The following is a 13,118-nucleotide window of genomic DNA, read 5'->3' as shown; positions in this document are numbered from 1 at the left end:
AGGAGTGTAACCCGGCTGCAAGAGCAAATCCACGAAGGCCCTTCTAGGGACGACGAGCGAATTCCTCGGGATCGAGCGCAAGTTCGGCGAGACGCTTGCGCAAGGTGTTGCGATTAATCCCCAGCGCTTGCGCCGCACGCAATTGGTTTCCAGCCGTCTCGCGGAGCACCTCGGCAAAAAGCGGTCGCTCGAAAGCAGCCATGGCGCTGTCGTAGATCGTACCGCTGGCCGGGCGACTGGCGATCAGCCATTGAGCCACGGCGCTGGCGATGTCGAAAACCCCGGACGCGCCATCATCCTCGACCGGCGTGGAAGCTTCCTGCGCAAGCAGCGGCAAGACCGCGTCGGCATCGATCACGTCCTCGCGCGCCAGCAGGGCGAGGCGGTAGATGAAGTTCTTCAACTCGCGCACATTGCCGCGCCAGGGCTGGCGGCTCAGCACATCTGCGGCTTCCTTCGTCAACTGGCGACGCGGGAGGCCTTCGTTGGCGGCGTGCTGCAGGAAATGGCGGGCCAGCACGTCGATGTCGTCGCGGCGGTCGCGCAGCGGCGGCATGTGGATCGGCACCACGTTGAGCCGGTAATACAAGTCCTCGCGGAAGCGCCCGGCGGCGATTTCGGGCTCGAGGTCCTTGTTTGTCGCGGCGACGATGCGGGTGTCAAGGCGGATTTCCTCGCGGCCGCCGACCCGCCGCACGGTGCCCGACTGAAGGGCGCGCAGCAGGCGGGTCTGCGCCTGCATCGGCATGTCGCCGATTTCGTCGAGGAAGAGGGTGCCGCCCGCTGCCTGCTCGAACTTGCCGACATGGCGGGCGACGGCGCCGGTGAAGGCGCCCTTCTCATGCCCGAACAGTTCGCTCTCGATCAGTTCGGCGGGGATCGCGGCGGTGTTGACGGCGATGAACGGGCCTTCGCGGCGATTGCCGAGTTGATGGATCGCTTCGGCCACAAGTTCCTTGCCGGTGCCGGATCTCGCCCAGGATCAGCACCGTCAGGTCGTTACGCAGGACGCGGGTGATCATGCGGAACACCGACTGCATCGCGGCGCTGCGGCCGACCAGAGGCAGACCGTCCGCGACCGGCTCCTCGCCGTCCGCGGCAAGGCCCTGCGCCGTGCCGGCTGCCTGGCGCACGGTACGCGCCAGTTCGTCGATGTCGAACGGCTTGGGGAAATACTCGAAGGCGCCGGTATCGGTGGCGCGCACGGCGGTATCGAGCGTGTTCTGGGCCGAGAGAATCACAATCGGCATGTGCGGATGCAGCGCGCGGACCCGCTCGATCGTCTCGATCCCGTCACCGTCCGGAAGCATCACGTCGGTGACGAGCGCCGCGAACCCGCGATCCGCCAGCATCCGGTCACGCTCGGCGATGGTGACGCAGTGCGAAACGCCGAACCCTTCCGCTTCGAGCGCGGCGGTGATGACGATGGCGATGGACATGTCGTCCTCGACCAGCAGCACGTTCTGCGTCATGCCGTCTTTCTCCGGGGGCGATTGCGCGTCTCGCGGGCGAGCGGCAAGTGAATGCGGAAGTGCGTCAGCCCATTCTCGTCGTCGCGGTCGTGGGTGATGCGACCGTTCATGTCGCGCACCAGCTTGCGGACCAGCGGCAGGCCGAGGCCCTGCCCCGACTTCTTGGTGGTGACGAACGGTTCGAAGATATGATCGCGCATGGCCGGATCGATGCCGGGGCCGTTGTCGCTGACGCGAACCTCGATCGGCAGGCGCAGCGGGGCACCGTCATCGCCGGTGTGAAGCTGCAAGCCGCTGGCGAAGCGGGTGCGGATGATCACGCGCGGCTCGGCGACGTGCTTGCAGGCATCGGCGGCGTTGGAGAGCAGGTTCATCATCACCTGCACCAGCCCGTCGGGACTGCCGAGCACCGATGGCAGCGAGGGATCGAACTCCTCGACCAGACGGAACGCCGGCTTCTCCGCCTTGGCCGCGTTGAGCACGTCGATGGCGCGGCGGGCTGCCTCGTGGAGATTGCACGGTTCCACCGGCGGCGTCGTGCGGCCGCTCAGCTTCTGCATCCGCTCGATAAGCCCCGCGACGCGGTCGACCTCGCCGGTAATGAGGTCCGTCAGCGCCTTGTCGCGTTCGTCGACCTTGCGCGCGAGAAGCTGCGCTGCGCCGCGAATGCCGGCGAGCGGGTTCTTGATCTCGTGCGCCATGATCTCGGGGCCGCGCAGGACCGCGTTGTCAGGGCCACCGGAGTCGTCGCCAAGCGCTTCGGACGCGGAATTGTCGTGAAGCGACACGACCTGCCAGCCGGGACTGTCAGCCACCGGACCGACGTTGATGTCGATCCGCCGCGCGCCCTTGCCCTTGATCTGCACCACGATTTCGCGTGCGGAGACCGGCGCCTCGGAATCCGATAGCCGATCCAGCAGGCGGCGGTCGGAGATCGACATGATGTCGCGCAGCCGCGTCCCGACGAGGCGCCGGGCGGACTGGCCGAAGAACTGCTCCGCCGCCGGGTTGAGCCAGGCGATCGTCCGTCCGTTCTCCAGCAGCAGCACGGCATGCGGCAGGCTCGCCAGCAGCCGCCGGGCGTCAGGCAAATCGGTCCGGGTGTCCAGGCTCATGCGGCGCGGAGCTGACTGTCGTCGGTGCCGCGGTAGGGAGCATAGAATTCATCGATTTCACGAAGGACTTCAGCAGGATCGGCGATGAAGTTCAGTTTATTCCTGAACTCGGCCGAGCCGCGCACGCCCTTGATGTACCAGCCAAGGTGCTTGCGAGCCATCCGGACGCCGGTGTCCGCGCCGTAGTGGTCGAGCATGTCCTCGTAATGGCGACGGATGATGTCGTACTGCCCGGCAATGTCGGGATCGGCCGAGACCGCCTCGCCGCGCCACCACTGCATGACTTGCGAGAGAAACCACGGACGCCCGTAGGACCCGCGACCGATCATCAGGCCGTCCGCGCCGGACTGCTCCAGCGCCTGCGCGGCATCGTGCACGGTGCAGATGTCGCCGTTGACGATGACCGGGATCGACACCGCGTCCTTGACCTTGCGGACGAAGGCCCAATCGGCCTCGCCCTTGTACATCTGGTTGCGGGTGCGGCCGTGGACGGTGATCATCTTCGCGCCCAGATCCTCGGCGATCCGCGCGAGTTCGGGGGCGTTGAGGCTGTCGTGACACCAGCCCATGCGCATCTTGACGGTGACCGGGACCTTCACCGCCTTGACGGTCGCCTCGATCAGCCTGGTCGCCAGCGGCACCTGCCGCATCAGCGCCGAGCCCGCGTCGCCGTTGACGACCTTGCGCACCGGGCAGCCCATGTTGATGTCGATGATCGCGGCGCCGCGATCCTCGACCAGCTTGGCGGCCTCGCCCATCTGTTCAGGGTCGCAGCCGACCAGCTGCATTGAGACCGGGTCCTCGACCTTGTCCCACATCGCCTTCTGCAGCGACACGCGCGTCTCGCGGATCGCGGCGGGGCTGGCGATCATCTCGGTGACGTTGAGGCCCGACCCGAAGGCGCGCACCATCCGGCGGAATGGCAGGTCCGAAACACCCGTCATCGGCGCGAGCACGACCGGGCAGTCGATCGTCACCGGACCGACCTGGATTGGCTTGAGTGCCGGAGGATTGGGCAATTGAGTCATGATGCGTGCAGTGCTGCCTAAAAAACAGGCAGCGCATAGTGGATTGCCCTCAATGCGGCAAGCGATTACCGGCATCGGCAATGTCGCAAATCGTCTCAGAGCCGCAGAATTCGCCCCGTGATCGCACTGGCATTCGTACTGCCGCGCTAGTCGTGGCCGCAGGCAAGGGCCTGCGCGCCGGTCAGCCGGTGCCGAAACAGTTCGCGCGCTGGCGCGGCAAGCCGGTCGTGCGACACTCGGTCGAGGCGCTGGCGGCAGCCGGATGCGCGCCGATTCTGGTGGTCATTCCCGATGGCGCGCAAGCCGTCGCCCGTGAAGTACTGGCCGGAATTGCGGGCGTGCAGTTCACCACCGGCGGCGCAACGCGGCAGGAATCGGTGCGCCTCGGGCTGGAAGTTTTGGCTGGCGCCGAACCGGACCGCGTTCTGATCCACGACGCTGCCCGCCCGCTGCTTCCCGCCGAAGTGATCGAACGCCTGCTGATCGCTCTCGACGCATACAAAGGCGCGATTCCGGTCCTGCCCGTGGCCGACAGCCTGACGCATGCGGCGGGCGATCTCATGGGCGCCCCTGCCCGGCGCGAGGACTTGCGTCGGGTCCAGACGCCCCAGGCCTTCCACTTCGCCGAAGTGCTCGCCGCACACCGGGACTGGGACGGCCCCACCAATGCCGGAGACGATGCGCAAGTCGCGCAGGCATGGGGCATGGAAGTGGCACTCGTCGAAGGGGACGAAACCTTGCACAAACTCACCTACGCCGCCGATTTCGGCGCTTCGAAGCCGCTGGTGCGCGTCGGCAGTGGTTACGACGTCCATCGCCTTGAGGAAGGCGAGGAACTGTGGCTCTGCGGCGTACGGATCGAGCACACGCATGGGCTCTCCGGCCATAGCGACGCCGATGTGGCGATCCACGCGCTCGTCGATGCGATGCTCGGCGCGATCGGCGCCGGGGACATCGGCCAGCATTTCCCCCAGCGACGCACAGTGGAAAGGCGCCGCTTCGGACCGCTTCCTCGCCCACGCGGGCAAACTGGTGGCCGATGAGGGCTACGCCCTCGCCAACGCCGACGTGACGATCATCTGCGAAGCGCCTAAGATCGGCCCGCATCGCGAGGCCATGCGCGAACGGCTTGCGGACATACTCGGCGTTGACATCGCCGCGATCAGCGTGAAGGCAACGACGACCGAGAAGCTCGGCTTCACCGGGCGGCGCGAGGGGATCGCGGCGCAGGCGGTGGTCAGCGTCGGTCTGGTATAACTGTTGGGGCGCAAAGGAACTTCCTGCATGCGTGGACTGTCTTCAATCCTTGGCCCGCGAACCCTTGCCCTGGCGCTTGCCATGACGCCCTGCGCCGCGATGGCGGCCGAGCCGATGTGCATCAGCAAGGCCGAGGCGACCTCGCTGATCGCCTATTCCTTGCCGCAGGCGATCAACGGCACCGCGAAGCGCTGCGCGCCCTCCCTGCCCGCCGATGCGTTCCTGCGCACCAAGGGACCGGGCCTTGCCGCCCGCTACGCCGCGCAGAAGGACCGCTACTGGCCCAAGGCCAAGCCCGCGTTGTTGAAGGCCCTCAATACGCAGGGCGGCGGCGGGTCCTCGAACATGATGACCGGCCTTCCCGACGACACGCTGCGCCAGATGGCCGACGTTTTCGTGGAGGGCTTCGTCTCGCAGCGGATCGCGCCCAAGTCCTGCAAGCAGCTGGACCTCGCGATCGACCTGCTCTCGCCCCTCCCGCCCGAGAACACCGCCGGACTGATCGCGCTGAGCATGGATGTGGCCGGCAGCGCCGACCCGAAGCTCGGCAAAGTGACGCTTTGCAAGGACTGACGATGGCCGCGAATCCCTTCTTCCCGGAAGACCTCTATGCGCTCGCCCAAAGGGTGATCGAGGAGAACAAGGCACTCGGCCGCATGGTTTCGGTGGCCGAAAGCTGCACAGGCGGCCTCGTCTGCGCGGCGCTGACCGAGATCCCGGGCTCCTCGGCGGTGCTTGATCGCGGCTTCGTCACCTATTCGAACGAAGCCAAGATGGAGATGCTGGGGGTCCACTCCGACATCATCGATCTGTTCGGCGCGGTCTCTCCCGCGACGGCCCGGGCCATGGCTCAGGGCGCGATCGGCAAGAGCCGGGCCGACGTCGCGGTCGCGATCAGCGGAATCGCCGGGCCGGATGGCGGCAGCGAGATGAAGCCGGTCGGCACCGTGGTCTTCGCCTGCGCCCGGCGCGGCGAGGAGGAGGTCAACGCCGAGCAGAAGCTGCTGGACGGTACGACCCGGGCGGAAATCCGCCACCAGGCAGCGATCGTGGCTCTGGAACTGCTGCTGCCGTAAGTCACCCGTCGTCCCGGACTTGATCCGGGACCGCTGGCGGTCTTCAGGCTGGAACTCGCGTCAGGGCGCTTCAGCGAGAGCGGGGTCGTTCACGGCCAGCGGTCCCGGATCAAGTCCGGGACGACGACGGTTCACCCGCCTGCGCGACACCGTAGAGTTCCGCCGCACGGGTTTCGAAGGCGGCGACCATCTTGCGGAATGCCTTGTCGAAATACTGCCCCGCCAGTTTCTCGAACAGCGGGTTGCGGAAGGTGAACTTCACGTCGAACTCAAGGTCGCACGAAGTCTCGTCGACCGGATGGAAGGTCCAGACGTTGTCGAGATCGCGCATCGGACCATCGACGTAGTGGACCTTGATGACGCGCGGGCGCTCCTTCTCGACGCGCGAGGTGAACTTTTCGCGCAGAGCCTTGAAGCCGACCAGCATGTCCGCGATCATCTCGCGGCCGTCGTCGGACTTCACCCGCGTCGCGACGACCCAGGGCAGGAATTCCTGATAGCGGCCGACGTCGGCGACGAGGTCGTACATCTGCTCCGCGCTGTAAGGCAGGCGCTTGGTCTCATGAATGCCGGGCATGAGTTCAGGCCCCGGAGGTCGCCGTCACGGGCTGCATCTTGGCCAGCTTGGCGTCGCGCGCGGCCTTCATCTGGGCGAAGTCATCGCCGGCATGATAGCTCGAACGCGTCAGCGGCGAGGACGCCACCTGCAGGAAGCCTTTGGCCCGCGCGATCGCACCGTAGGCGTTGAACGCCTGCGGGGTGACGAATTCCTTCACCTCGGCATGCTTGGGCGTCGGGCGCAGGTACTGACCCATGGTCAGGAAGTCGATGTCGGCGCAGCGCATGTCGTCCATCACCTGATGGACTTCCAGACGCTCTTCGCCGAGGCCGAGCATGATGCCGGACTTGGTGAAGATCGACGGATCGTGGCGCTTCACTTCCTCCAGCAGCCGCAGCGAGGCGTAGTAGCGCGCGCCGGGGCGGATGGTCGGGTAGAGGCGGGGCACCGTCTCGAGGTTATGGTTGTAGACGTCCGGGCGCGCCTGGACGATCGACTCGACCGCGCGCTGCATCTTGTTGCGGAAGTCGGGCGTCAGGATTTCGATCGTAGTTGCGGGCGAGGCCGCGCGCACCGCCTGGATCACCTTGACAAACTGGCTGGCGCCGCCGTCCGGAAGATCGTCGCGGTCTACCGAGGTGACGACGATGTGCTCGAGGCCCGTCTTCAGCACCATCTCGGCGACGTTGTCCGGCTCCGCCGCATCGACGCGGCCGGGCATGCCGGTCTTGACGTTGCAGAACGCGCAAGCGCGGGTGCAGGTGTCGCCCAGAATCATCACGGTCGCGTGCTTCTTCGTCCAGCACTCGCCGATGTTCGGGCAGGCGGCTTCCTCGCACACAGTGTTGAGCTTGAGATCGCGCATCAGCTGGCGCGTCTCGCCGTAGCCCTTGCTGGTCGGCGCCTTGACGCGAATCCAGTCGGGCTTGCGCTGACGGGCGGGGGCTTCTTCCGGAACCGGTACGGAGGAGAGATCGTTCATGCCGTCCAGATAGTCATATGCACGCAACCTTGCCAGCCCGAATATCCGGCGTATGGCGAACCATCAGTTCGAAAAACAGCAACGGAGCCCACCCCCATGACTAATCAGAGCCCCGAATCCAACGACCGCGTGCTGAACCATCTGATCGAGGGTTATCGCCGTTTCCGCGGCACCGGCTGGAGCGCCAACCGCGCGCGCTGGGACGAACTGGGCCAGGGGCAGTCGCCCGAGGTCATGGTCATCGCCTGCTCCGACAGCCGCGTCGATCCCAGCCAGATCTTCGACGTCGATCCCGGCACGATCTTCGTGGTGCGCAACGTCGCCGCGCTGGTGCCGCCGTTCGAGACGACGCCCGGCCACCACGGCGTCTCGGCCGCGCTGGAATTCGCGGTGCAGGTGCTCAAGGTCAAGGAAGTGGTCGTGATGGGCCACGGCCTGTGCGGCGGCTGTAAGGCGGCGTTGACGCAGGACCTCAAGGACGCGGAGATCGGACACGGTGGTTTCGTGGCCGACTGGATCTCGATGCTGGACGAAGCCCGCGTGCCTGTCGCGCACGAGCATGGCACCACGGGCCGCACCGCCGAGCGCGCGATGGAGCAGGCGGCGGTCAAGGTCAGTCTCGAGAACCTGATGACTTTCCCCTGCGTCAAAAGCAAGGTCGCCCGGGGCGATCTCAAGCTGCGTGGCGCATTCTTCGCAATTTCCGATGGCGTCCTGCATCTTTTGGACGAAACTAGCGGCGAGTTTGCGCCGGTGACGTGACTGCAGCGGACGGTCAGGAACGGCTCCTGCACCGACCTACCCCTCATCGAGACGCTGACCTTCGGCACCTTTCGGCCGATGCATGCCAAGCCGAAGGTCAGCGCAGTTAAAACACGCCTTGGGTAACAGAGACGAGATAACACCCTAACAACCATGATCTAATAATCGAAGGGGGCGTTCTCGCATCGCCAACAGAAAATCCATATGGCGGGAGCGAGCGCAATGAGGCTAAAGCAGCCATTGCTTGCGGCCTCACTTCCGGCCGAACAGCTTTTCTATATCGCCGTGCAATAATTTCACCCAAGTAGGGCGGCCATGATTACATTGGCCGGAGCGCGGCGTGCGCTCCATTTCGCGCAACAACGCATTCATTTCCGCGACCGACAATGAGCGCCCAGCCCGCACCGAACCGTGGCAGGCCATTGTCGCCAGAACGAGATCGAGCTTCTCCCCCAGCAGCAGAGCATCACCATTGCGCGCCAGGTCGTCCGCTACGTCCTGCACCAAAGCACCGACGTCGCTTTTAGACAGCACTGATGGCACCGCACGCACCAGCATCGCCGCCGGTCCGAAGCGTTCGAGGACGAGGCCATGCCGGGCAAGGTCTGCGAGCTTGTCTTCCAGCGCATCGCAGGCGCCTTCCTCGATTTCGACGACTTCGGGCAGCAGCAGCGCCTGCGATCGGTTCATCGCCTCTTCGGCGCCCGCTGCCTTGAGCTTTTCCAGCACGAGTCGCTCATGCGCGGCATGCTGGTCGACGATAACGAGACCATCTTGCGCTTCGGCGACGATGTAGGTCCCCGCCACCTGCCCGCGTGCGACGCCAAGCGGATAGCGCAGCGCTTCCTCGCTCGCGTCTTCGGCCGCTTCGGCGCGCGCGGCGGGCTGGGCCATGACCTCGGCCTCGTAGGAGCGCCACGCCGTGCCCGTCTCCGAAACGCGCGAGGGTTGGTAGTCACTGCGCGGCGCAGAATATTCGCGCGCGAACAGCGAGCCGATCGAGGGTGCGGGCGCAACCGGCTCGACCTGCCACATGTTCATCGCGGCGGCCTGAGGCGGCTGCGCGCTCTTCTGCCCTGCCCCTCCAGCGCATGCCGCAGCGCGCCGACCAGGAAACCACGTACGAAGGCCGGATCGCGAAAGCGCACCTCGGTCTTGGCGGGATGGACGTTTACGTCCACTTCCTCAGGTGGAATCTCAAGAAACAGGGCCAGCACCGCATGGCGATCGCGCGCCAGCATATCGGAGTAGGCACCGCGCACCGCGCCGACGAGCAGCTTGTCGCGCACCGGACGCCCATTGACGAACAAGTACTGGTGATCCGCCACGCCGCGGTTGTAGGTCGGCAGGCCCGCCACCCCGGTAAGCCGCGCCGTTCCGCGCTCGGCCTCGATGACCACGCCGTCTTCGGCAAGCTCACGCGCGACGAGGCGGGCGACGCGGGCCGCCAGTTCCTCGCGCGGTTGTACAGAGATGGTGCGGCGCCCGTCATGCTCCAGCACGAAGCCGACATCGGGCCGCGCCATGGCTAGACGGCGCACGACATCGAGGCAGACCGCGTATTCCGAGCGCGGCGAGCGCAGGAACTTGCGCCGCGCAGGCACTTTGCCGAAGAGATCCTCGACCCGGATGCGCGTTCCCGGCGGCAGCGCAGCGGGCGCATCCACGGTGACCATGCCGTGATCGACCACGCGCTTCCAACCCTCGTCAGCATCGTGCGGACGGCTCTCGATAGTCAGCCGCGCGACCGACCCGATCGAGGGAAGCGCTTCCCCCGAAAGCCGAGCGTCGCCACCAGTTCGATCGCCTCGTCGGGCAGCTTGGAGGTCGCGTGGCGCTCCAGAGCCAGCGCGATCTCGTCAGGGCGCATGCCGCAGCCGTCGTCGGTCACCTCGATCATGTCGAGGCCGCCCGAGGCGATCCTCACGGTGATCTGCGTGGAGCCCGCATCGATGGCGTTCTCGACCAGTTCCTTGAGCGCGGACGCCGGCCGTTCGACCACTTCGCCGGCGGCGATGCGGTTGACGAGGTGTTCGGGCAAGCGGCGGATCGTGGGCATCAGGGTCTCGACAAAGATTGGGGGCTTCTCGACAAAATGCGAACGTTGAAGGCGTCATGGACGCATCGTGCGGCAGCAGGTCAAACTAGCGACGAAACGGCGCTAATTCGAGACGGGCGATGAGCGTTTCCCCGGAATCGGGAACAAAATTTTGGCCTTTCGCGAATCGATGGGCTAAGGGGAGCCCTCCTACCCGCAACCCCCGGTCGTCGATGTCGAGAGTGATTCGGCAAACGATTGGTAAGAAACGGATTTTAGATGGCCGGCCCCTTCTCGCGATTCTTCAAACTCGGCTCCCAGAACATGGCGATCGACCTCGGCACAGCTAATACGCTGGTCTACGTACAAGATCGCGGAATCGTGCTGAACGAACCTTCCGTCGTTGCCATCGAAACCCTGAACGGCGTGAAGAAGGTCAAGGCCGTCGGTGACGATGCCAAGATGATGATGGGCAAGACCCCTGACAACATCGAGGCCATCCGCCCGCTGCGCGACGGCGTCATCGCCGACATCGAAATCGCGGAAGAGATGATCAAGCACTTCATCCGCAAGGTGCACGGCAAGAAGAACCTGTTCCGCTACCCCGAGATCGTGATCTGCGTTCCCTCGGGATCGACCTCGGTGGAGCGCCGCGCCATTCGCGACGCCGCCAGCAACGCGGGTGCCAGCCAAGTCTACCTGATCCTCGAGCCGATGGCCGCGGCGATCGGCGCCGACATGCCCGTCACCGAACCGGTCGGCTCGATGGTCGTCGACATCGGCGGCGGCACCACCGAAGTCGCGGTGCTCTCGCTGCGCGGCCTCGCCTACACCACTTCGGTGCGCGTGGGCGGTGACAAGATGGACGAGTCGATCGTCTCCTATGTCCGCCGTCACCACAACCTGCTGATCGGCGACGCCACGGCAGAGCGCATCAAGAAGGACTATGGTATCGCCATCATGCCGGCCGACGGCATCGGCGAGACGATCCACATCAAGGGCCGCGATCTCGTCAACGGCGTGCCGAAAGAAATCACCATCAGCCAGGCGAACATCGCCGAGGCTCTGGCCGAACCGATCGGACAGATCATCGAAGGCGTGCGCATCGCGCTCGAGAACACGGCGCCGGAACTCGCCGCCGACATCGTCGACCAGGGCATCGTCCTGACCGGCGGCGGCGCCCTGATCCAGGGTCTCGACGATTATCTGCGCGAAGAAACCGGCCTGCCCGTCAGCGTCGCGGAAGATCCGCTGTCCTGCGTCGCGCTCGGCACCGGCCGCGCGATGGAAGACCCGATCTATCGCGGCGTCCTGATGTCCGCCTGATCGAATAGGGAGCAACGCGCCGTGCGAGGTGCGGGCTCCTTGAAAAGCGCGGCGGATATCCTGCACCGGACCGCCGCGCGGGAATGACAGGAGTGCATGGCGCATGGCACCGCCAGCCAATCGGCGCTCCGGCTTTTCGCGCAGGGCGCAATATTCGACGTTCTTCCAGTACACCGCCGGCGTGCTCGGCGCGGTGGTGGGATTGGGTCTGCTCGTCGTCTCCATGGTCAATCCGAATGCGTTTTCGGCGCTGCGCGGTGCCGCTTCGGACCTGACGGAGTCGCCTGCGCAGGCGACCGCCGGCGGGCGGCGCGCTGGCAAGGACTTCATGGCGGAGATCGGTGGCTTCTTCCTCTCGGGACGCGAGCATGCCCGGCTGGAACGCGAACTGGCCGAAGCCAAGGTGCGCATCGCGCGGGCGCAGGCCACCGAAACCGAGAACCGCCGCCTCAAGCAGTTGCTCGACTTGCGCGAGGACGATGGGCGACCGGTCGCCTATGCGCGGCTGGTCAGTTCCACCGGCGCCAGCACCCGCCGCTTCGCGACGCTGGGCGCGGGGACCGACAAGGGCGTGGTAAAGGGCATGCCCGTCCGTTCGCCGATGGGCCTCGTCGGGCGCGTCCTCGAAGTCGGCATGTCGAGCGCGCGCGTGCTGCTCATCACCGATACCGAAAGCATCGTCCCGGTGCGCCGCGCGCGCGACGGCGTGCCCGCCTTTGCGCAAGGACACGGCGACGGCACGATCCGCATCCGACTCGTCAACCTCGGCCTCAATCCGCTGCGCAAGGGTGACGTGATGGTCACCTCCGGCTCGGGGGACTCTATCGCCCCGGCACACCGCTGGCGGTCATAACCGAACTGCTGCGCGACGGTGCGATGGCGCGGGTCCTGAGCAACCCGTCCGACACCGATTACGTCGTCGTCGAGCGCGCCTGGGCACCGCCGCCCCCGCCGCCTCCCGCCGAACCCGCGCCCGGGAGCGAGTGATCGTGCCGCTGCTGTCCGGCAACGACACGGTCGTAAAGCAGAGGATCAACCGCAAGCCCTCGCGTACGATCGCGGGCGGGGTTCCGTGGCTGACGGTAATGCTGGGATCGCTGGCGCCGGGCTGGGTGCTGATCGCGTCGGCGCCCGTCCTGCCCCCGCTGGGCTTCCTGATGTTCATCGCCTGGCGGCAGTTGCGCCCCGGCCTGATGCCGATGTGGGCCGGACTCCCGCTCGGCCTGTTCGACGACCTGTTCTCGGGATCGCCGTTCGGCACCGCCGTGCTGCTGTGGTCCTTGTCGACGATCGTTCTGGACCATGTCGAGACACGTCTGCCCTGGCGCAACTTCCTGACCGAGTGGCTGGTGGCGATCGGCCTCATCGTGGCGTATATCGTGCTCTGCCTCGGCGTGTCGAACATCGCCGGTGCTTGCGCCCCCTCAATGTGATCGTGCCCCAGATCGTGATTTCCGTGATTATCTACCCGCTCGTCGGCCGCTTCGTGGCCTTGATGGATCG

General features: G+C 66.0%; 10 protein-coding genes and 3 pseudogenes. 7 read left to right on the top strand and 6 right to left on the bottom strand.

From position 1 onward, the window contains the following. Positions 1–43 precede the first annotated feature (43 nt). The 3 genes and pseudogenes from KZO24_RS06230 to dusB form a co-directional block, all read right to left on the bottom strand. Positions 44–1,472: pseudogene (locus KZO24_RS06230) on the bottom strand (sigma-54-dependent transcriptional regulator). Then, positions 1,469–2,587 (bottom strand): two-component system sensor histidine kinase NtrB, encoded by a 1,119-nt coding sequence (locus KZO24_RS06225; RefSeq protein WP_271183302.1) that lies wholly within the window; start codon positions 2,585–2,587, stop codon positions 1,469–1,471. The pseudogene KZO24_RS06230 and the gene KZO24_RS06225 overlap by 4 nt, the downstream one beginning before the upstream one ends. Beyond that, entirely contained in the window at positions 2,584–3,615 is a 1,032-nt protein-coding gene (dusB, locus tag KZO24_RS06220; protein WP_271183301.1) for a tRNA dihydrouridine synthase DusB, read from the bottom strand. Before dusB ends, KZO24_RS06225 begins: the two co-directional genes overlap by 4 nt. Before the next feature lie 80 nt (positions 3,616–3,695). On the opposite strand from dusB, the pseudogene KZO24_RS06215 reads away from it, so the two are divergent. From KZO24_RS06215 to KZO24_RS06205, 3 genes and pseudogenes are all read left to right on the top strand, one after another. Continuing rightward, positions 3,696–4,872, top strand: a pseudogene (locus KZO24_RS06215) (bifunctional 2-C-methyl-D-erythritol 4-phosphate cytidylyltransferase/2-C-methyl-D-erythritol 2,4-cyclodiphosphate synthase). A gap of 27 nt (positions 4,873–4,899) precedes the next feature. Continuing rightward, entirely contained in the window at positions 4,900–5,445 is a 546-nt protein-coding gene (locus KZO24_RS06210; protein WP_271183299.1) for a hypothetical protein, read from the top strand. 2 nt (positions 5,446–5,447) lie between these two features. Next, positions 5,448–5,948, top strand: coding sequence for a CinA family protein (locus tag KZO24_RS06205; RefSeq protein WP_486486990.1), 501 nt, complete (start codon positions 5,448–5,450; stop codon positions 5,946–5,948). 109 nt (positions 5,949–6,057) lie between these two features. Here the strand turns inward: KZO24_RS06205 and KZO24_RS06200 are convergent, their stop codons facing one another. Together KZO24_RS06200 and lipA are read right to left on the bottom strand one after the other, a co-directional pair. Next, complete coding sequence (locus KZO24_RS06200) at positions 6,058–6,525, bottom strand: type II toxin-antitoxin system RatA family toxin (protein ID WP_486486989.1); 468 nt, start codon at positions 6,523–6,525, stop codon at positions 6,058–6,060. A gap of 4 nt (positions 6,526–6,529) precedes the next feature. Continuing rightward, positions 6,530–7,489 (bottom strand): lipoyl synthase, encoded by a 960-nt coding sequence (lipA, locus tag KZO24_RS06195; RefSeq protein ID WP_271183297.1) that lies wholly within the window; start codon positions 7,487–7,489, stop codon positions 6,530–6,532. Positions 7,490–7,585: 96 nt separating this feature from the next. On the opposite strand from lipA, the gene KZO24_RS06190 reads away from it, so the two are divergent. Further along, positions 7,586–8,251: a carbonic anhydrase gene (locus tag KZO24_RS06190; protein WP_271183296.1), complete on the top strand. Its 666-nt coding sequence runs from the start codon at positions 7,586–7,588 to the stop codon at positions 8,249–8,251. Between the two features lie 252 nt (positions 8,252–8,503). Here the strand turns inward: KZO24_RS06190 and mutL are convergent. Beyond that, positions 8,504–10,310, bottom strand: a pseudogene (mutL, locus tag KZO24_RS06185) (DNA mismatch repair endonuclease MutL). Between the two features lie 258 nt (positions 10,311–10,568). Here mutL and KZO24_RS06180 point away from each other — a divergent pair. The 3 genes from KZO24_RS06180 to mreD all read left to right on the top strand — a co-directional run bounded on the left by KZO24_RS06180 (position 10,569) and on the right by mreD (position 13,048). Next, a complete protein-coding gene (locus KZO24_RS06180) occupies positions 10,569–11,615 on the top strand; it encodes a rod shape-determining protein (RefSeq protein WP_008831879.1) in 1,047 nt (348 codons plus the stop codon). Between the two features lie 103 nt (positions 11,616–11,718). Continuing rightward, a complete protein-coding gene (gene mreC / locus KZO24_RS06175) occupies positions 11,719–12,468 on the top strand; it encodes a rod shape-determining protein MreC (RefSeq protein ID WP_486486988.1) in 750 nt (249 codons plus the stop codon). A 136-nt stretch (positions 12,469–12,604) separates the two neighbouring features. After that, positions 12,605–13,048, top strand: a complete 444-nt coding sequence (mreD, locus tag KZO24_RS06170; protein WP_486486987.1) for a rod shape-determining protein MreD — start codon at positions 12,605–12,607, stop codon at positions 13,046–13,048. Positions 13,049–13,118: the final 70 nt, after the last annotated feature.

Source organism: Novosphingobium sp. NFX11, assembly GCF_057376415.1.
Note: the sequence above shows the minus strand (reverse complement) of the source record. Positions and strands in the feature narration are given on the sequence as shown.